The organism is Hymenobacter sp. 15J16-1T3B (assembly GCF_020711235.1).
Classification (GTDB): Bacteria; Bacteroidota; Bacteroidia; order Cytophagales; family Hymenobacteraceae; genus Solirubrum.
This window is the reverse complement of sequence record NZ_JAJFAV010000001.1, coordinates 261872-280863: the sequence shown is the minus strand read 5'-3', so window position 1 is coordinate 280863 and position 18992 is coordinate 261872. Positions and strand designations below refer to the sequence as shown.

Here is an 18992-nt window from a genome sequence, read left to right as displayed (position 1 = left end):
AATACGCAAACGGCCCCGACAACTTGCGTTGCCGGGGCCGTTTTGTGGGGAGGGTGAAATGCCCTACTTGGCCATTTCACCGCTTCACAAGCTCACAACTTCACCACATGCTACCAAGAGCCCGAGGCGCCGCCACCGCCTGAGGAGCCGCCGCCGAAGCCGCCAAACCCGCCGCCACCGCCGCCTCCGAACCCGCCGCCGCCAAAGCCGCCGCCTCCGAAGCCACCGCCGCCGAGGATGATGGGCGGGAAGAAGCCGCCGCCAAAACCGCCGCTGCGGCGGCCGCCGCGCCCGCCTCCGCCCCCGCGGCTGCGCAGGATCAGGAAGAGCACCAGCAGGCCGATGATAACCCAGAACGTCCAGCTGCTACCGCCTTCGTCGCCGTAGTCGTCGGACGCCGCGCGGGGCTCGGCCTTGTACTCGCCGGCGGCCAGGGCGAAGAGCCGGTCCACGGCCCCGTCGATGCCGTCGTAGTACTGCTCGGCCTTGAAGGCGGGCACCATCACGTTGGAGATGATGCGCTTGGCCAGCGCGTCGGGAATGGCGCCCTCCAGGCCGTAGCCGGTGTGGATGTTCACCTTCCGCTCGTCGCGGGCCACGAGGATGAGCAAGCCGTTGTTCTTTTCCTTCTGCCCGATGCCCCAGCTTTCGAAGAGGCGTTGGGCGTAGTTGGCAATTTCGTCGCCGCCGAGGTTGGGCACCGTCACCACCGCAAACTGCGAGGAGGTGCTGTCGTTGTAGGCCACCAGCTTCTGCTCCAGCGCCTGCTCCTGCTCGGGCGTGAGCAGGTCGGCCAAGTCGTTGACGAGGCGCGGGGGCGAGGGGCGCGGCGGCACCTGCTGGGCCGTAGCCAGCAGGGCCGTCAGCAGCAGGCCGCAAGCCAGCAGCCACGTCAGCAGCGCCGCGGGCCGGCGGGAATAGGAGGGGAGGGGTCGGGTCATGGCCGCGGCGGCTTGGGGGCGCCGTAGGAAATGGAGTCGTCCAGTTCGTTCTGGTCGGTGGCGGCGTTGTAGGGGAAGTAGCGGCGCAGCTGCTCGCCGGCCAGCTGAATGCCCTGCTGCAGCCCTTGCACGTACTGCTGGCGGCGGAAGGCGTCGAGCACCAGCTCTTTGGTTCGCTCCCAGAAGTCGTCGGGCACGGCGGCGTTGATGCCCGCGTCGCCGATGACGGCAAACTGCCGCGTCTGCCAAGCCACGTAGAAGAGCACGCCGTTGCGCTGGGCCGTTTTGTGCATGCCCAGCTGGCTAAACACCTGCGCCGCCCGGTCCATGGGCTCGGGCGTGGGGCAGTCTTCCTCCAGATGCACGCGGATTTCGCCCGACGTAGCCAGCTCGGCCTGCCGGATGGCAGCCACGAGGTCGGCTTCCTGCTGGGGCGTAAGGGGGGAAATCATAGGTGGGAAACAGGGGTCAGGGGAGAGTTATCGGTTGCCGGCTGTGCAAGCCCCGGGGCCTGACAGCCGGCAACCGACAACCGGGAATTACTCAAAATTGACCGTCGGGGCTTTCTGGGCCGAGGCGTCGGCTTCGAAGTAGGGTTTCTGCTGGAAGCCGAACATGCCCGCAAACAGGTTATTCGGGAAAGAGCGCACGTAGGTGTTGTACTCGTTGGTGGCCTCGTTAAACTTCTGGCGCTCCACGTTGATGCGGTTTTCGGTGCCCTCGATTTGGGCCTGCAGCTCCTGGAAATTGGCGTTGGCCTTCAGGTCGGGGTAGTTTTCCGACACGGCCAGCAGGCGGCCCAATCCGGCCGATACCTGGCTCTGGGCTTCCTGGAAACGCTTGATGTTTTCGGGCGTCAGCTGGTCGGCCGAGAGCTGCACGCTGGTGGCCTTGGCGCGGGCTTCAATCACCTGCGTCAGGGTCGATTTTTCGAAGTTGGCAGCGCCCTTCACCGTGTTTACCAGGTTCGGAATCAGGTCGGAGCGGCGCTGGTAGCTGTTCTGCACGTTGGCCCACTGGCCTTTCACTTTCTGGTCCAGCTCGACCATCGTGTTGTAGCCGCACGACGACTGCGAGAGCAGCACAAACAGGCCGGCGAAGTAGAGGAGGAAGCGTTTCATGGTGGTTTGCGGTTGGAAGGAGGTTGGAATGAGGGGGAAGAATGGAGTGTTTGGCAGGAACAAAAGCCGCCGCAGCGGTTATTACGGCCGCGGCTGCGCTGCAAAGTACGGATTCATAGCACGGCGGTTATATACCGCGCGCTCCGGCCGCGAATCCTTATTTTGCAGGCGCACCTTGCCAATGAGCGAGTTGGTGAGCGAGCGACTGAACGTAGTGCTTGCGCCCGTCGGCTACCACCGGGCGACTTGCTGCGCCCGGCGCTCCGCTGTATTCACTCGTTCACTCCGTTGCTCATTTCCCTAGTTGACTGCATGAAAGCCATTATTCCCGTCGCGGGCATCGGGTCGCGTTTGCGGCCGCACACCCACACCCAGCCTAAGTCGCTGGTGCCGGTGGCGGGCACACCCATTCTGGGCCACATCATCGACCGGCTGGTGGCCGCGGGCATTCAGGACTTCGTGTTCATCGTCGGCTACCTCGGCGAGAAGGTGGAGCGCTACGTGCGCCGCTGCTACCCGCAGCTCAAGACCGAGTTTGTGGTGCAGGAGCCGCGCGAGGGCATCGGCCACGCGCTGTGGCTGGCCCGCGAGAAGTTTCAGCACGAGCAGGAGCCCATTCTCATCCAGCTCGGCGACACCATCGTCGACGTGGACCTACGCGAAATCATCAACCGGCAGGGCACCGTACTGGCCGTAAAGGAAGTAAAGACGCCCTCTGCTTTCGGGGTGGTGGAAACCGGCCCCGGCGGCCGCGTGACCAAGGCCGTGGAAAAGCCGCGCATTCCCAAGTCCAACTATGCTCTGGTCGGCCTCTACCGCATCGACAACCCCGCTTGGCTGGCCGCGGCCCTGGAGCGCATCATCGAGGAAGACCGCCGCACCTACCACGAGTTTTACCTTACCGATGCGCTGATGGTCATGATCGAGCAGGGCGCCGAAATGACCACCTGGGTGGTCGACAGCTGGTTTGACTGCGGCCGCAAGGATACCCTGCTCGAAGCCAACGCCCGCCTGCTCAACCGCCCCGAACACCTGCAGCCGACAGAAGAATATTCCTTCCCGAACACGGTCATCATCCCGCCCGTCAGCATCGCCCGCGACTGCGCCATCAGCAACAGCATCATCGGCCCGAACGTGGCCATCGGCGAGCGGACCATCATTCAGAACACCATACTGAGTAACAGCATCATCGGCGCCTACTCCGAACTGCGCTCCGCCGTCATGCACGACTGCATCGTGGGCTCCGATGCCTCCTTCCGCGGCCTCAATCACAGCCTGAACATCGGCGACAACACCGAAATCGACTACACGGTAACGGGTAGCTAAGCCCCGCGCTGGGACTACGGCCACACCCGGTAGTCATTGCGAGGAGGCACGACGAAGCAATCCTTCCTCTCGCGGTACGACGGCACAAAAAGCACTACCTAAAAAACAGCCGCGCCCGAAACTGTAGCATCAGTTGCGGGCGCGGCTGTTTTCGGTTGATAAGGGTTTCGTCGGCGGTGCTACTGGAGGAACGATTGCTTCACTTCGCTCGCAATGACGGGGCCAGTGCTATCGTCGCTGCTCGCCGGGCAGCGGTTGTTTTAGGGCAGCAGCATACCGGGCTCCACGCTGGCTTCCCATTCCTGCTGCAGCTGCTCGGCTACGGCGTCGGAGCCGGTGAGCCATTCGAGGGCGGTGGTGGGGTCGGCGAAGAACTGCAGCATGCGCTGCAAGCTGTGGCCTACCGGCAGCAGTCCTTCGAGCACCATCAGGTTGTAGGGGTCGTCGGCCACGACGGCAATGCGGCGCACGTCGGTGTCGGCCAGAGCCGGAATCCAGGTTTGTTCCAGCCAGAGCTGGTCTTCCACGGCCAGGGGAGCGGCGCTCAGCTCCACCAGCCAGCAGCTGGCGTGGTACTGTTGGGCTAGTTCCAGCAAGGACTCGTGTACGCTCTGAAATAAGCTCAGCCCCGCAAATCGTTCGACGCCATTCCAGCGGTGCCGCAGCAGGCCTCGGTCCCAGTCGTGCTGCACGCACACAAAATCACTGACGGTATAAATCATAGAGGTGGAGTACGGCAACGAAACGGTGATTTTGATTTTACGCAGCAGCAGGGGGATAGGATTGGTAAATAAAAGGGTGTTTTATCATTTTGCAGAGGAATTCGACGGGGGAATATGCGCTGTTGCTTTCTAAATGCTATTTCACCGCGGAGGAAAAGAAGGGGAAATAAAATTTTCTCGTGATTCAGTCGTTCCAAAGCACAACCTCTTTCCCGCCTCCGCAGTACGCTGCTTTGCGCCGCCGCGTGGCGGTGCGTATGTTCGGACCGATGCGCATTCCCTTATTCGTCCGCCACGTGCTGCCGGCCGCGGCCCTGCTGCTGGCGGGCTGCTATTCCCGCTCCGACATGCAGCAGGAGCAACAGGCCGAAACCCCGGCCCAAACCGAATCTGAAAAGCCGGCCGCGGCCAAACCCGCGGCAGCAAGCAAGCCCGCCGCCAACGCGCCGACGTCAGCCCAAGCCGGCTTTCCGCAGGTCAACGTGTTTCTGGAAGTATCGGGCTCCATGCAGGGCTTTATGCCCGCCACCGGCGCCGACGCCCGTACCACGCAGTTTCAGCAGCAGATGTCGGATTGGCTCTCGACGCTGGAGCGTGACCAGCGCGTGCAGCAGCGCCGCTACTTCCGCATTGCCGACCGCCCCCTGGCCGATTCGTACCGCGCCCTGAGCGAAACCGTGCGCCGCGGCATCAGCCAGCCGGCCAAGAGCACCAGCATTCCGGCCATCCTCGACACGGTGGCCAACCGCTACCTCGCCGACGGGGCCGTCAGCGTCATTATTTCCGACTTCATTTACTCGCCCGAGCGCCCCGGCGACGTGCCCTACATCAACACCGACATTGCCGACGCGCTGGCCCGCAGCCGCAAGGACCTGGCCGTGTCGGTCTACGGTCTGACTTCCGACTTCCGCGGCACCTACTACCCGGCCATGAAGGGCCGCGTGGGCAAGGTGCCCAACTGCTGCTCCGAGCCGGTGCCGTACTACCTGTGGGTGCTGGGCCCGGCCAACTTGGTCGGGCAGTTCGACGCCACGCTGATGAAAGGCCTGCCGGGCGAACAGGCGCACTTCGGCCTGCCGGCGCTGGAAGTGCCCAACTCGGTACTCAGCCGCTACGGGCGCAAGGGCAGCTGGTTTGTGGCCGACGCGGGCAAGCAGGCCGGCGCCTCCGGTCACACCGTGGCCATCGAAGAAGCCTCGGCCCAGGAGCCGGCCGAGTTTGTGGTCGGGCTGGACCTGAACCAACTGCCGGAGCTGTTTCAGACGCCGGCTTACCTGCAGAAAAACCTGGCGCTGCGCGGCAATACCACCGAAGCCAAGGTGCTGAAGGTGGAGGCCGCCACCGAGTCCACCAAGCGCAGCGGCGGCCCCGAAGCGGCCTACACGCACTTCGTGACGGTGCGCGTGACCGGCAAGCCCCGCAGCGAGCAACAGCTGACGCTGGCCCTGCCCGCCGCCCGCCCGACGTGGGTGGAAAAGTGGACCACCACCGACGACAGCCGGCCTGGTCCTCAGACGTTTGCCCTCAGCCGCCAGCTCGACGGCCTGCAGAAGCTGCTGGCCGGCCGGCAGGCTGGCACGAATGCTGCCGATGTGCTGCGCGTGCCGCTGACCCTGCAGCCCGATTAAGCGTACTAATCCCCGGCGCAGCCGCTTCGCGCCCCTCCTTTTCCCTGTCTTCTCTCGGCTCCCCAGCCTTACGCCCCACTCCTAAGCCCTCCCCCGAATGAAAGGCTTCTTTCGCGCTTTGTACGAAGTCATCGGCTCGCCGCAGCCCTCCTCCGAAGTGCCCGTGTACCGCGAGGTCATCTTCCCCAACATCGGCCTGCTGAACCTGGGCATCACGCTGGCGCTGCTGGTGCTGTTTTACCTGGTTATCAACCGCTGGATGCGGGTGGCCACCTTCAGCCGGCCCAGCCACTGGGCCATTATGCTGCTGCTGAATGTCCTGATTGCCTTCGTCATCGTTATTGCCCAGGCCAACGGGCAAAACGTGGTGTCGCACTCCTACATCTACTGGCTGGCGCTGCTCAACGCCCTGTACGCCGCGCTGTTCTTCTTCCTTTTCTCCCTGATTTTCCGCAAGCTGTCCGTCAATGCCAGCACGACGCCGTTTTAGCAGCCGCTCCCGCGGCCCCGCGCCCCGAATGTCGGAACGCCCCGGCCCGACGCGCTTTGCGCGCTCGGGTTGGCTCGAAGGCGTTGGCGGGCTGCTGGAGCTGGTCGAACCGGTGTATTACCTCGTTAGAGGCATCGGCGCGGTGCTGGTCTTCGTGGCGCAGATTTTTGGCGACTAAGCGGCTTGCCGTTCCCAACACAGAACTCCATGGCTAAACTCTTTCTTTTCGGCATCGGCGGCACCGGCTCCCGGGTGGTCCGCTCCCTCACGATGCTGCTGGCCGCGGGCGTAGACCTGCCCAACTGCCAGCAGGTGGTGCCCATCATCATCGACCCGGATGCGCAGAACGCGGACATGAACCGCACCGTGCAGCTGCTGCAAACCTACCAGCAGATTCACAAGCGCCTCGGGCCGCGCGAGGAGGGCTTCTTCAAAACCGACATCAGCACGCTCTCCTCCATCAGCCAGGACGTGAACGGCTCGGTGAAGGACACCTTCGTGTTCGACTTCGGCGGCATCAACCGCTCGTTCCGCGACTACCTGGGCTACAACAACCTGCCGGTGGAATCGAAGGCGCTGGTGGAGGCCCTGTTTACCCAGGACAACCTGGAAAGCCCGCTGACCATCGGTTTCCGCGGCTCGCCTAACGTGGGCTCGGTGGTCTTGAACCGCATCGTGGAGTCGCCGGAAATGCGGTTTTTCGCCGACAACTTCCAGCAGGACGACCGGGTGTTCTTCATTAGCAGCATCTTCGGCGGCACCGGCGCCTCGGGCTTCCCGCTGCTGCTCAAGAACCTGAAAGACCCCAACACCCGCCTCAGCAACGCCCGCTACCTGCGCGACGCGCTGACCGGGGCCGTGACGGTGATGCCCTACTTCGCCCTGCAGAGCGAGGACAACCAAGTCATCGACTCGAATAACTTCCTGACAAAGACCAAGGCGGCCCTCGGCTACTACGAAAACCACCTGCAGGGCCTCGACGCCCTCTACTACCTGGCCGACACACCCGACACGCCCTACGACAACCAGCCCGGCGGCACCGGGCAGCGTAACAAGGCCCACATCATCGAGCTGCTGGCCGCCCTGAGCATCGTGGACTTCATGAGCTACTCGGCCGGCGACATCCGCTCGAACAACGGCCCGCTGTTCCATGAGTTCGGCCTGGAGACGGACACGCCCGACGTGCAGTTCCAGCACCTGCCCACCGAAACCAAGGAACAAGTCGCTCAGCACCTCACGCAGCTGCTGTACTTCTCGCGCTACCACAAGCAGCACATGGGCACCGACGAGGCGCCCTACGCCAAGAACCTCAACCTGCAGTACGCGCAGAAAAACGAGCCCATCTTCCGGCAGCTCGACCAGTTCCTGCACAGCCCCGACTTCGGCGTGGATGCCTGGCTGACCGAACTGAGCCAGAACCGCCGCTCCTTCCGCCCCTTCGACCTAAACACCGACGACTTCAACCTGATGATTCAGGGCAAGCCGGTGGAAACGGGCTTCTTCAGCAAGGGCATCAGCCGCAACTACCTACTCGACGCGCTGAACACCCGCGAAAAGAAGGTGCAAGACGCCGACAACTTCCGCAAGCTCATCACCCTGATGTACGACGTCACGGATGAGGCCTTCCGGGATAAGGTGAAGGTGGTGTAGCGCCTCACCTCCGGCCCCTCTCCGAAAAGGAGAGGGGAGCCTGACATCAGCAACGGGTTCGTTCTGATTGGCTTTCCGGCAGCGCCTCTCTACCACGCCTGAAAACAAACAGTAACCTCTAAAAACAAAATCCCTCCCGAACGCACCTCCTCTCCTTTTCGGAGAGGGGGCCGGGGGGTGAGGCGCATATGCCCAAAGTCCTTCGCCTGCACAACAGCGGCTCGCAGCAAATCCAGGGCTGGCAACAGACCGGTCCGCTCACGAGCACCGAAATCAATACCATCACCGACCCCACGGGCGGCCGCACGCGCAACTTGGCGGTGTCCATCCCGACGCCCTTCGCGCGGATGCACCTCTTCGAAACCGCGTTTGACTTCGTGGCCCGGGAAGGCTCGCGCAACCCTAATTCGGTGTACCACGAGCTGGTGTCGCACTATTGGGATTTGCTGGAGCTGCTCTACAACTACCACCTCTACTCGCAGGCCGGCCGCCGCATCACGCTGCGCCGCTGGAACGCCGAGGCCGAGCTGGGCCGCATGCAGCAGGACCCGAACACCCGCCTGCTGGGCGAGACCTTGCGCCTGTTCTGGCAGGACGAGCGGTTCCGCGAAACGCCCGACCTGTACCTGATTTTCTACGAGTCGCCGGGGCTGCCGGGCGGGCCGCGCCTGCTGGGCGGCACCTCGCCGCTGACCATGCTCTTTACCGCCCCGGCCGTGCCGGTGCTCGACGTGGAGCGCCCCCGCGCCGGCGGCCGCTACTTCGACCAGCAATACGTCGGCCTGGAGCAGCGCGACCCGCAGTTCCAGGACTTCGTCTACGAGCTGTTTTTGACCTTCCCGCGCCTGCAGGACCGCAACTTTGCTCACCGCGTCTTCGCCACGCTCGACCGCAACCGCATCAGCCAGATGCAGCTGACGGGCGACCGGAACGCCCAGCAGTTCGCCACCCGATACCCGGGCCTGACCGACGCGCAGGGCAACCCGGCCTACGTGCGCAACATCCCGCTGCCCGGCCGCGCCGACCAGACGGCCGTCATGTCCTCGGACCTGTTCATCCAGCCGACGCGGGATTTAGCGCCCGGCCAGATGAAGCCGCTGGTGCTGCGCCCCAACCTGGCCATGGGTGGCGTTAACTACCTGAACGGCCAGCCCTGGGACGACCGCACCGCCGTGCCCTACGTCGATGAGCAGCCCATGAGCAGCCGCGTGCTGCCCGGCAAGGGCTTCAAGTATCCGTACCTGACGGTGGGCGACCTGCTGGCCGATTCGCTGGTGGAGCTGCCCTACGAGCTGAACTCGGAGCGCTACCATACTGGCCGCGTGACCTTCCAGTACGGCGCTGATTCGCAGGGCCGGGCGCGGTTTCCGTACCTGCTGCCGCTGCAGCCGGCCTTCTTCGAGTACTTCACCGAGCACGACCTGGCCGAGCTGCTGCACTTCACCATCGACCTGAACCACGTGCGCGTGTCCTTGAAGGTGCCGGTGCAGCAGGGGCGCTTCATTACGCTGGAGCGCAGCTACTACACCAACCCGCAGAACCCCAAGGACGAGCTGGGCCGCGAGATTCCCGAGAAGGGCCGTATCGTGCGGGCCAACGTGGGGCTGGGCGTTTTCCCGTTCTACAAGTTCCGCCAGCAGCCCGAGTACAACGACCTCTACAAGGTGATGCTGGTGGACGCCGACAACGGCCCCGCCCAGCTGCAGAAGCAGTATGCGGTGGAGTTTTTTGTAGGCGGGGAGCGGATAACGGACCAGGGCGCCGCCCGACGCGCCACCCGCTACGAGCGCACCCGCAAGAGCATCAACACCGCCGGCAGCACCTACTACGAAGTCACCGGCACGCATTTCGACGTGGCCGAGCTGGTGTGCCCGGCCGGCCCCGGCCTGCCGCCGGCCCGCGGGCTGATGGTGCCGCGCTGGAAGGAGCTGGACCGCGGCACCCGCCGCTTCACCTTCGCCGTCGACTTCGGTACCACCAACACCCACATTGCCTACTCCGACGGCCCGAGCAGCCACCCGCGCCCGCTGAGCATCGGCGAGCTGGACCAGCAAGTTATCTGGCTGCACGCCCCGCTGCCCGACCTGGGCCTGTCGCCCTACCAGCGCTACCGCCAGGGCGCCCAACAGCTGTGGGCGCAGATTGCCGAGCTGCAGAACCGCGAGTTCGTGCCCTCCTTCGTGGGCGACGGCGGCGCGGCCTACGCCTTCCCGGTGCGTACCGCGGTGTGCGAGACGAGCACCTTCCCGAACGAGCCAGCGCGGGTGCTGGGCAACATCAACATTGGCTTCAGCATCAACACCGAAAACACCGCCGAGCTGCCCCAGAACCGCTTCGTGACCAACCTGAAGTGGTCGGCGGAGCTGGACCCCAGCGGCGTGACGCGCATCGAAGCCTTCTTCCGGGAGGTGATGCTGCTGCTCAAGCACAAGACGGCCCTGAACGGCGGCATCATGGAAGACACCCGCGTGGTGTGGTTCGCCCCGCTGAGCTTCGACGCCTTCCTGCGCAACCAGTTCAAGGACAAGTGGGACCAGGCCTTCCAGCAGGTGTTCCGCACCCGCCGCGACACCCTCACGCTGACCGAATCGGTGGCGCCGTACTACTACCTCACGGCCACCAACCAAGTGGTGCCGAGCCGGGATGAAAACGTGGTCAACATCGACATCGGCGGCGGCACCACCGACCTGCTGGTGTTTGCCGATTCACGCCCGGCCTACAGCACCTCCTTCCGCTTCGCCGGCAACGACCTGTGGGGCGACGGCTACGCCCGCGTGCAGGGCGCGCCCAAGCAAAACGGCCTGCTGCGCCTCGGCGTGAGCCACGTTGAGAGCCTACCTGATTCGGAGCAGAACCAGGAGTTCAAGGGCTACCTGCGCGCCGCGCTCAGCAACAACGACTTCGGCTCGGCCGACGTGACCTCGTTGCTCTTCCTCTACGACGAAGCCCTGCGCTTCTCGCAAAGCCTAGCGCTGGGCAAGGGCCGGCAGCTGCGGGTGCTCTTCTACCTGCACTACACCAGCATCATCTATCACGTCGGCCAGCTCACCCAGCACCTGGGCCTGAAGCTACCACGTTACCTGTGCTTCTCGGGCAAGGGCAGCCTGTACCTGCGCCTGCTTGCGGGCGGCAGTAGCATGGGCGCCATCGAGCGGATTTCCAAGGCCGTGCTCAAAGCCGTAACCGGCGTGGAGCCGCCGCAGAACTTCCGCGTCATTCTAGCCGACAACCCCAAGGAAGCCACCACCAACGGCGGCGTGCTGTTCGAGGAAAGCCAGTCGGTGCCCGATGTGGACTCCATCAAGAACATCCGCCTGCTCGGCTCAGAAACCGGCCCCGAAATCGGTGGCCTGCGCCTGAAAGCCCGTGGCGTGGATGCCGACATGCGCCAACAGGTACTCGACAACATGCGCAAGTTCCTGGAGCTGGTGCTCGTCAACGACGACGTGGCTCCGCTCATGCGCGAAGTCGGCGTGGACATCGACCGGGCCCGCGTGCTGGACTTTATGAACCGCGAGGTAGAGGACAGCCTGAACCTGGGTCTGCACCAGCTGGAGCGCACTCTGGGCTCCGAAGAAACCCTACCCGAAACGCTGTTCTTCCTGCCGCTGAAGCAGTCCTTGTTTAACCTCGGCCGGGACTTGCTGCAAGGCTAGGTCTGCACATCAAGCTCCCCTCCTCTGACGAGGAGGGGAGGCTTTGGCCTGCGGCCAAAGCCGGGGATGGGCGTCCGCGCCTCTACAGCAAAACGGTTGTACACACAGTAACAGCAATATGCTTTCCCGAATTGCTACTGCAGGCTGTGTAGGCGTAATGTTGCTTGCTTGCCCAAAGCAGCTAGCTGCTGATTCATGGGATTTGCCAACTACGTATGACTACTACAGTGCTGATAGTAGTTACTTCGTTCGCATAGTGCCTTTGCTGGTACCAGATAAATATTACCGCTGGCAAGCGGCAAAGCTCAAACGAAAAAACCGGTTTAGTGCAGCAGACACGGTGATAGTGCCATGTCACGCCATGCTTTACCAACGCACACCAACTGGGCCGCGGTTGATTTGGAAAGAAAGTCTAATCAACCGCATAGCTCCAGTAGAGGCATTAGTATCAAATGACGGCCGTTACGTGGTGACGTTCGACAATTGGTCATCAATGGGCTATGGCGTTGATGTAATGGTGGTCTACAACAATCAAGGTCACCTGCTCAAACGCTATAACCTAGAACAACTCTCGCCCTTTCCAATCAATCAGTACATGCGGAGCATATCGTCCATGTGGTGGCGCTGCGACGCGGGTTTTGTGGCGGCTGATCGGATTGCTATTTGTTTCCAGACGCAAGACAAGAAAACTCAAAACCGCACTTATTCCCTAGCTAAACTTGATTTTGAGTAAGCTCATCGACTACTACACATCTAACTGGCTTTTCCAAACCCCGACTTCATGAGGATTTCCCCCCGCCTCACCGCCCTGCTGACGGGCTTGCTGCTTTCCGCTTCCGCCGCTACCCAGGCCCAAACCGTGCCTGGCCAGGCCACGCTGGAAGAGAAAAAGGTGCAGATCTGGTGCGCCACGGCCCGTTTCGTGTACAACGACAACGGCCGCTCCAACCTGAACAACACCCTGCGCTGCGACGGCACGCTCAAGGACTTCGAAAGCAGCATCCGGCCCGACAGCCAGCGCGTGTACTCGCTGGTGTACCAGCCGCTGGAAGGCAAGGGCGTGATGTACAAGGGCCTCGGCTCGGATCAGTCGCGGCTGCAGCGGCTGGCCAAGGAAATCGTCAACAAGCTCGGCGGCTCGCCCCAGCGGCGCAAGAATCCCGCCCGCATGGAGCAGCTCAACCGCCTGCAGGCCGCGCTGACGGGCTACGTGGAGCAGGGCACGCCCATTCCCGGCGACATCGGCCAGGTAAACGCCGATGCGGCCCAGGCCAGCTACGACAGCACGGCCACCGAGGGCACGGAGGAAATGATAGCGGAAGACGGCGGGGTAACCGAACAGAACCCGGCCGCCGCTCCGGCCCAGGCCGCCTCAGCCGACAGCCCGATGACCAAGCTGTTTGGTCCCATCGCGCTGATTTTGTCCTTGCTAAGCCTAGTGCTCTGGTTTCTGGAGCGGCGGGTGCTGCGCAACCACATCAGCGACCTGCGCGACCGGGCCTCCCGCCACCGCAACGAGCTGGACTCGATGAAGCACAACGGCAGCCGCGGGATGGGCCCCGAAACGGTGGCCGCGGAGCTGACCTTCAGCCAGCGCAAGCAAATTGAGGAAATGGTGGAACGGCTAATGCAGCAGCGCCTTGCCGAGCAGCCCCACGGCCGCCCGGCCGCCGAAGCTACCCCGGCCATGCCCACCAAACCCGCCACGCCGGCCAGCGACGTGCGCAAAGCACCGCCTACGCCCCCGCCGGCCCCCGCCCCGCGCCCGGTGCCCGCCCCCGCGGCACCGCCCGTAGCGCAGGCGCCGGTGCAGCCCGTCATGGAAGTGCCCGCGCCGCCGGCCGCCATTCCGGCGGGGCCGCCCTCGGCCGCGGCGGTAGAAGAGTTCGACTCGTTGGTGCCGCCGATGCAGCTGCCGCAGCCCACGCCGGCGCCGCCGGTTGCGCCGCCCGTGCCGCATCATCCCGAGCCGGTGCCGCTGGGCAAGTTCTACGTGAAGGTGCCCGTCAACGGAGGCTTCTCCGACTACGACCTGCACACCGTGGCCCAGCACGACAGCATCTACGAAATCACGCCCGACCCGCAGCGGCCCGACGTGGCCTCGTTCCGCATCAACCCCGACCCGCAGGTGCACCCCTACGCCATCCAGAGCGCGCAGTACTCCCTGCGCGAGGCCTGCCGCTACCAGCCGCCGACGGGGCCCGCTATCCGCATCATCACCGAAGAACCGGGGCAGCTGCGCAAGGTGGGCTCGGCCTGGCAGATCGAGCAGAAAGCCGCCATTCGGTTTGAGTAGCGTACTTTGTAAGGCTGATTAGATCAATTTGTCTGTCATCCTGAGCGAAGCGAAGGACCCTATTACCGTAGAACGAGTCGTCAGCACGATTGCCGTTCACGCGGGATAAGGTCCTTCGCTTCGCTCAGGATGACAGCTTGTTTTCCCTAGCAGGCGTTTTCCGTTGACTTGCTCCTATGCTCGAAATCATCCTCGAAGTAGCCGTCGTGGCCATCATCGTGGGCCTGCAGATACTTACCTTTCTGCGGACGCGCACCCAGATAACCCGGCTGGCCGCGCTCTACCCCACCAAGGAAGCGCTGCGGGTGGAGCGCCGCCTCGTCACGCCCGACGGCTCGGTGGACCTGCCCGACTACGCCGCCGACGCCCCCGCCGATGCCTACGCCGTCGACATCATCCGCACCGATGAGGTATCGGCGGACTTCCGCGAAATCGTGGCGGACACCAACGCCTACCTGCGCCACAACAAGGGCGCGGCGGCCGATTTCAGCATCCTCAAGGACATTGCCACCCGGCAGGGGCAGGGCCCGGAAAACGCGGTGCAGGCCAACGTGGCCACGCCGCTCTACCTCGGTCTGCTCGGCACCTTCCTGGGCGTCATCCTGGGCTTGGTCAGCATTGCCCGCCGCGGCGTCACCGACGACACCTCGCTCACGCCCTTCCTCACCGGCGTGCTCATTGCCATGACGGGCTCGTTTATGGGCCTGCTGCTCACGCTCATCGGCAACACGCTGCTGCGCAACGCCCGCCAGCAGCGCGACTACCGCCAGAACCAGTACTTCACCTTTCTGCAGGCGCGGCTGCTGCCCATTCTGCACAACGACATGTCGGCCAGTCTGAGCACGCTGAAGGGCGTGCTCGACGCCTTCAACCAGGACTTCGTGGGCAAAGTGACCCTGTTCGAGCCCATCCTGAACACCATCACCGAGAACATCCGCGTGCAGCGCGACTTCCTGGTGAAGCTGGAGGAAATCGGCTTCGACAAGATGGCCCAGGCCAACCTGGCGGTGTTCGACAAGGTACGCGAGTCGGCGGAGCTGTTCGGGCAGTTCACCGCCTACCAGCAGCAGCTCAACCAGATGCTCGACAAGGGCGCCGAGTCGGGGAGGGTCGTGGGCGGCATCCTCGATAGGCTCACCGGCTTCGAGCGCGGCATCAACAACCTGGGCCAGTACATCGGCCAGCACGACAACCTGATTCAGCAGCAACTCGACTTCTTCCAGCGCCACCAGACGGAAATGGGCAACCTCGCGGCCCGCTCCGAGCAGTACTTCGACCAAGCCTCGCAGCACCTGACGGAGCTGATGCGCCGCCGCCTCGAGCACCACGAGCGCGACGCCCAGCGCGCCTACGAGAAGTGGGGCGAGTACTTCGACCGCATCAACCAAGACAACGCCTTTGAGCGCATCATGCGCCAGCTCGACCCGCTCAAGGACGTAAAAGTCAACCAGGAAGTGCTGGCCCGCGACGTGACGGCCACCCAGCGCGAGCTGCTGCGCAAAATCGACTCCGACACCCAAGTGGACACCAAGCTGCTGGAGCAGCTGACGGTGATGAACCGGATTCTGCGCGTAGCCACGGCCAAAAACCGCTGGCAGCGGGGGATGGACAAGCTGTTTGGCGGGGTGAAGGAGCAGGAGTAGGGAAGGTGTTATTTACCGTGTCATCCTGAGCAAGGCGAAGGACCTTACCACGTTGAATACTAACCTGTTTGACGCCTGACGGTCTTTGGTGAGAAGGTCCTTCGCTTTGCTCAGGATGACAAACGTTTTGTTCTGATTTCAATGGCCGACGACCAGCAACGCTCCGACTTCTTCTGGCCCAGCTACGTGGACCTGATGACCAGCCTCTTCATCGTGATGCTGGTCTTGTTCGTCTACAGCTTCAAGCTGTTCCGCGACCGGGAGGAAAGCCAGAAGCGCCTGCTCGGGGAGCTGAAGGTGAAAGCCCAGGAGCTGGAGCAGATTCAGCGCATCCGCGAGTCGCTGCGGCGGCTGGAGGGCGACTATTTCCGCTATGACCCGCAGAACGAACGGTACGAGCTGCGCGTGGACGTGCAGTTCAAGTCGGGCCGCGACGAAATCCAGGACCAGTACAAGCCCGCCCTGCTGCGCGCCGGCCGCCTGCTGCAGGAGCGTCTGCGCGCCATCCAGACGACGCTGCCGGTGCGCTACCTCGTCATCGTGGAAGGCATGGCCGCCCGCCACCTGTTCAACGACGCGCTGAACCGGCAGGAAGAGCAGTTCAGCTACCAGCTCAGCTACCGCCGGGCGCTGAACCTGTCGAACCTCTGGGTGCAGAACGGGCTCAACTTCAACCAAAATCAGAACATCGAGCTGATCATCGGCGGCAGCGGCTTCTACGGCTCCGGCCGCTACCCCATGCGCCAAGGCTCGGAGGAGCGCAACAAGCGCTTCCTCATTCAGATCATTCCGAAAATTGGCAAGGTGGCGACCGAGACGGTGCGTTAGGGCGGGGGGGACGCCCGATTACTGCCCGCGCCGCCGTATTTTGCTGCTGACCGTATTCCCTTACCTCCGATGACCAACCACCGACCCCTGCTGGGCGCCACGCTGGCCCTGCTGGCCGCCTGCGGCCCAAGCAAGCAGCTGAACCCCTCGCAGCAGCTGATAACCGAGAAACCCGTGACCGAAAACGCAACGCCCAAATCGGCCCCGAAAATGGCCGCGCTGGACTACCCCAAGGCCGCCAAAGGCCCGCAAACCGACGACTACCACGGTACTAAAATCGCCGACCCCTACCGCTGGCTGGAAAACCCCGACTCGCCCGAAACCAAGGCCTGGGTGGAAGCCGAAAACAAGGTAACCTTCGGCTACCTCAGCCAGATTCCGTACCGGGACCGGATTCGGGAGCGGCTCACCCAAATATGGAACTACGAGCGGTACGGCGTGCCCCAGCAGGAGGGCGACTACCTCTACTACCAGAAAAACGACGGCCTGCAAAACCAGGCCGTGCTCTACGTGAAGCGCCCCGACGAGCAGGGCGACGGGGAAGTGCTGCTCGACCCGAACAAGTTTTCGGCCGACGGCACGACGGCCCTCTCGGGCACCTACTTCTCCAACGACCACCGTTATCTGGCCTACACTACCTCCGGCGGCGGCTCCGACTGGCAGACCATCCATTTGCTCGACCTGAAGACGCGCCAGCCGCTGAAGGACGAAATCAACTGGGTGAAAGTATCGGGCGTGGCCTGGACCAAGGACGGCTTCTACTACAGCGGCTACGACGCGCCCAAGGCCGGGGAAAACAAGCTGGCCGGCAAAAACGAGTACCACAAGGTATACTACCACAAAATCGGCACCGCGCAGGCGGCCGATAAGCTGGTGTACGAAAACAAGCAGATGGCCCTGGGCTTCCGCATTGCCTCCGTCACGGAGGACGAGCGGTTCCTGACCATCTACCTCACCGACGGCAAATCGGACGGCAACAAGCTGGCCGTGCGCGACCTGACGGACGCCAAGCAGGCCGGCAAGTGGACCATGCTGGGCCAGGATTACGAGTCGGACATGAACGTGGTGGGCAATATCGGCGGCCGGCTGCTGGTGTACACCAACTACAAGGCCCCGCGCTACCGCATCCTCGCCATCGACCCGAAGCACCCGGAGCCCACGTCCTGGAAAGACCTGCTGCCCGAAACCGAAAACAAGCTCGAAGGCATCGACCAAGTGGGCGGCAAGCTGGTAGCGACCTACCTGAAGGATGCCTCCTCGCTCATCAAGGTCTACGACGAAGCCGGCAAAGCCCTGCGCGACGTGGAGCTGCCGGCCATCGGCACGGCCTCGGGCTTCGGCGGGCGCAAGGATTCCAAGGCGGTGTACTACGCCTTCACCTCCTTCACCTACCCGACCACCATCTACCGCTACGACCTGGCCGGCGGGCAGAGCACGGTGTGGCGCGCCCCCAAGGTCGACGTGAAGCCCGACGACTACGTGACCACGCAGGTGTTTTACGCCTCCAAGGACGGGACCAAAATCCCGATGTTCATCACCCATAAGAAGGGCCTGAAGCTCAACGGGCAGCACCCGACCTACCTGTACGCTTACGGGGGCTTCAACGTGAGTTTGACGCCGGGCTTCTCGGTGGCGCGCATGCTCTGGCTGGAAAACGGCGGCGTGCTGGCCATTCCGAACCTGCGCGGCGGCGGCGAGTACGGCGAGGCCTGGCACAAGGCCGGCATGACCCCGAACAAGCAGAACGTGTTCGACGACTTCTACGCCGCGGCCGACTACCTGAAGGTGCAGGGCTACACCAGCACCGAGAAGCTGGCCGTGGCCGGCGGCTCCAACGGCGGCCTGCTCGTGGGCGCCCTGATGACGCAGCGCCCCGACATCTGCAAAGTGGCCTTCCCGGCCGTGGGCGTGATGGACATGCTGCGCTACCAGAAGTTCACCATCGGCTGGAACTGGGCCCCGGAGTACGGCACCTCCGACAATTACCAGCAGTTCCAGAACCTGGTTAAGTTCTCCCCGCTGCACAACCTGAAGCCCGGCACCAGCTACCCGGCCACCATGATTACCACCGCTGACCACGACGACCGGGTGGTGCCCGCGCACTCGTTTAAGTTTGCCGCCACCCTGCAGGAAGCCAACGCCGGCCCCAACCCCCAGCTCATCCGCATCGACGTGAATGCCGGGCACGGGGCGGGCAAGAGCACCAAGCTGCTCATCGACGAATGGGCCGACGTGTGGTCCTTCGCCTACTACAACATGGGCGTGAACCCATACCAAAATCTGAAATAAGGCCGGTGGCCAGCCGAGGGCGCCGGCTCCGAAACTGCGCCGCAGCCGCCTCACGACGCATCAGTTCACTGAAAGTCAGCGTAAGCGAAGTCAGTTCACGTTGCGGTTGTATCTTCGCAGCCGCGTTCCGGCGCCCTGACTCGACCTTTTCCATTTCTGATATGAAAAACCTGCTCCTGCTCGGCTTTGTAGCCGGCGCCCTGCTGTCGGTATCGGCCTGCAGCAACCCCGACTTCGAGAAGAAAGACCAGATGGCCGCCGCCGAGCTGCCCGCCCTGCCCGCCGCTGCCGCCGGCAAAGACTCCGCGGCCGTAGCTGCCGAGCAGGCCGCCCAGGAAATCAGCGCCGTCAACGCTACCACCACCATCAAAAAGATGCAGCCGGTGATGTAGGCTGCGGCCT

The 18992-nt window shown here is 63.5% G+C and carries 16 protein-coding genes; 12 read left to right on the top strand and 4 right to left on the bottom strand.

Features of this window, described 5'->3' with window-relative positions:
* Positions 1-110: 110 nt before the first annotated feature.
* The 3 genes from LJ737_RS01160 to LJ737_RS01150 all read right to left on the bottom strand — a co-directional run bounded on the left by LJ737_RS01160 (position 111) and on the right by LJ737_RS01150 (position 2062).
* The gene (locus LJ737_RS01160) at positions 111-941 is read right to left on the bottom strand and encodes a TPM domain-containing protein (protein ID WP_227762068.1); all 831 of its coding nucleotides are present in this window, start codon (positions 939-941) and stop codon (positions 111-113) included.
* Positions 938-1393, bottom strand: a complete 456-nt coding sequence (locus LJ737_RS01155) for a TPM domain-containing protein (RefSeq protein ID WP_227762066.1) — start codon at positions 1391-1393, stop codon at positions 938-940. The genes LJ737_RS01160 and LJ737_RS01155 overlap by 4 nt, the downstream gene beginning before the upstream one ends.
* Positions 1394-1480: 87 nt before the next feature.
* Positions 1481-2062 (bottom strand): LemA family protein, encoded by a 582-nt coding sequence (locus LJ737_RS01150; RefSeq protein ID WP_227762065.1) that lies wholly within the window; start codon positions 2060-2062, stop codon positions 1481-1483.
* A gap of 312 nt (positions 2063-2374) precedes the next feature.
* On the opposite strand from LJ737_RS01150, the gene LJ737_RS01145 reads away from it, so the two are divergent.
* Entirely contained in the window at positions 2375-3388 is a 1014-nt protein-coding gene (locus LJ737_RS01145) for a sugar phosphate nucleotidyltransferase (protein WP_227762057.1), read from the top strand.
* A 260-nt stretch (positions 3389-3648) separates the two neighbouring features.
* On the opposite strand, the gene LJ737_RS01140 is transcribed toward LJ737_RS01145, so the two are convergent.
* The gene (locus LJ737_RS01140) at positions 3649-4110 is read right to left on the bottom strand and encodes a hypothetical protein (protein WP_227762054.1); all 462 of its coding nucleotides are present in this window, start codon (positions 4108-4110) and stop codon (positions 3649-3651) included.
* Positions 4111-4379: 269 nt separating this feature from the next.
* Between LJ737_RS01140 and LJ737_RS01135 the strand changes: the two genes are divergently transcribed.
* From LJ737_RS01135 to LJ737_RS01085, 11 genes are all read left to right on the top strand, one after another.
* A complete protein-coding gene (locus LJ737_RS01135; RefSeq protein WP_227762053.1) occupies positions 4380-5738 on the top strand; it encodes a hypothetical protein in 1359 nt (452 codons plus the stop codon).
* Positions 5739-5835: 97 nt separating this feature from the next.
* Positions 5836-6228 carry a hypothetical protein gene (locus tag LJ737_RS01130; RefSeq protein WP_227762051.1) on the top strand — a complete coding sequence of 131 codons (393 nt, stop codon included), beginning with the start codon at positions 5836-5838 and terminating at the stop codon, positions 6226-6228.
* Between the two features lie 28 nt (positions 6229-6256).
* Positions 6257-6406, top strand: a complete 150-nt coding sequence (locus LJ737_RS01125; RefSeq protein WP_227762045.1) for a hypothetical protein — start codon at positions 6257-6259, stop codon at positions 6404-6406.
* A gap of 29 nt (positions 6407-6435) precedes the next feature.
* On the top strand, positions 6436-7878 hold the full coding sequence (locus LJ737_RS01120; RefSeq protein WP_227762042.1) for an FtsZ/tubulin family protein: 1443 nt from the start codon (positions 6436-6438) through the stop codon (positions 7876-7878).
* Positions 7879-8066: 188 nt separating this feature from the next.
* Positions 8067-11534 carry an acetate and sugar kinases/Hsc70/actin family protein gene (locus tag LJ737_RS01115; RefSeq protein WP_227762040.1) on the top strand — a complete coding sequence of 1156 codons (3468 nt, stop codon included), beginning with the start codon at positions 8067-8069 and terminating at the stop codon, positions 11532-11534.
* Between the two features lie 118 nt (positions 11535-11652).
* A complete protein-coding gene (locus LJ737_RS01110; RefSeq protein ID WP_227762039.1) occupies positions 11653-12267 on the top strand; it encodes a hypothetical protein in 615 nt (204 codons plus the stop codon).
* A 48-nt stretch (positions 12268-12315) separates the two neighbouring features.
* The gene (locus LJ737_RS26825) at positions 12316-13830 is read left to right on the top strand and encodes a hypothetical protein (RefSeq protein ID WP_262907786.1); all 1515 of its coding nucleotides are present in this window, start codon (positions 12316-12318) and stop codon (positions 13828-13830) included.
* A 176-nt stretch (positions 13831-14006) separates the two neighbouring features.
* Entirely contained in the window at positions 14007-15473 is a 1467-nt protein-coding gene (locus LJ737_RS01100) for a MotA/TolQ/ExbB proton channel family protein (protein WP_227762037.1), read from the top strand.
* Positions 15474-15614: 141 nt separating this feature from the next.
* Positions 15615-16301 carry a hypothetical protein gene (locus LJ737_RS01095; protein WP_227762035.1) on the top strand — a complete coding sequence of 229 codons (687 nt, stop codon included), beginning with the start codon at positions 15615-15617 and terminating at the stop codon, positions 16299-16301.
* A gap of 69 nt (positions 16302-16370) precedes the next feature.
* On the top strand, positions 16371-18590 hold the full coding sequence (locus LJ737_RS01090; protein WP_227762034.1) for a prolyl oligopeptidase family serine peptidase: 2220 nt from the start codon (positions 16371-16373) through the stop codon (positions 18588-18590).
* 161 nt (positions 18591-18751) lie between these two features.
* Positions 18752-18982 carry a hypothetical protein gene (locus LJ737_RS01085; protein WP_227762032.1) on the top strand — a complete coding sequence of 77 codons (231 nt, stop codon included), beginning with the start codon at positions 18752-18754 and terminating at the stop codon, positions 18980-18982.
* Positions 18983-18992: the final 10 nt, after the last annotated feature.

Excerpts from the sequence above, each read along its gene's own strand:
- LJ737_RS01160 (WP_227762068.1), bottom strand. The coding sequence starts at position 941 with ATGACCCGACCCCTCCCCTCCTATTCCCGCCGGCCCGCGGCGCTGCTG.
- LJ737_RS01155 (WP_227762066.1), bottom strand. The coding sequence starts at position 1,393 with ATGATTTCCCCCCTTACGCCCCAGCAGGAAGCCGACCTCGTGGCTGCC.
- LJ737_RS01150 (WP_227762065.1), bottom strand. The coding sequence starts at position 2,062 with ATGAAACGCTTCCTCCTCTACTTCGCCGGCCTGTTTGTGCTGCTCTCG.
- LJ737_RS01145 (WP_227762057.1), top strand. The coding sequence starts at position 2,375 with ATGAAAGCCATTATTCCCGTCGCGGGCATCGGGTCGCGTTTGCGGCCG.
- LJ737_RS01140 (WP_227762054.1), bottom strand. The coding sequence starts at position 4,110 with ATGATTTATACCGTCAGTGATTTTGTGTGCGTGCAGCACGACTGGGAC.
- LJ737_RS01135 (WP_227762053.1), top strand. The coding sequence starts at position 4,380 with ATGCGCATTCCCTTATTCGTCCGCCACGTGCTGCCGGCCGCGGCCCTG.
- LJ737_RS01130 (WP_227762051.1), top strand. The coding sequence starts at position 5,836 with ATGAAAGGCTTCTTTCGCGCTTTGTACGAAGTCATCGGCTCGCCGCAG.
- LJ737_RS01125 (WP_227762045.1), top strand. The coding sequence starts at position 6,257 with ATGTCGGAACGCCCCGGCCCGACGCGCTTTGCGCGCTCGGGTTGGCTC.
- LJ737_RS01120 (WP_227762042.1), top strand. The coding sequence starts at position 6,436 with ATGGCTAAACTCTTTCTTTTCGGCATCGGCGGCACCGGCTCCCGGGTG.
- LJ737_RS01115 (WP_227762040.1), top strand. The coding sequence starts at position 8,067 with ATGCCCAAAGTCCTTCGCCTGCACAACAGCGGCTCGCAGCAAATCCAG.
- LJ737_RS01110 (WP_227762039.1), top strand. The coding sequence starts at position 11,653 with ATGCTTTCCCGAATTGCTACTGCAGGCTGTGTAGGCGTAATGTTGCTT.
- LJ737_RS26825 (WP_262907786.1), top strand. The coding sequence starts at position 12,316 with ATGAGGATTTCCCCCCGCCTCACCGCCCTGCTGACGGGCTTGCTGCTT.
- LJ737_RS01100 (WP_227762037.1), top strand. The coding sequence starts at position 14,007 with ATGCTCGAAATCATCCTCGAAGTAGCCGTCGTGGCCATCATCGTGGGC.
- LJ737_RS01095 (WP_227762035.1), top strand. The coding sequence starts at position 15,615 with ATGGCCGACGACCAGCAACGCTCCGACTTCTTCTGGCCCAGCTACGTG.
- LJ737_RS01090 (WP_227762034.1), top strand. The coding sequence starts at position 16,371 with ATGACCAACCACCGACCCCTGCTGGGCGCCACGCTGGCCCTGCTGGCC.
- LJ737_RS01085 (WP_227762032.1), top strand. The coding sequence starts at position 18,752 with ATGAAAAACCTGCTCCTGCTCGGCTTTGTAGCCGGCGCCCTGCTGTCG.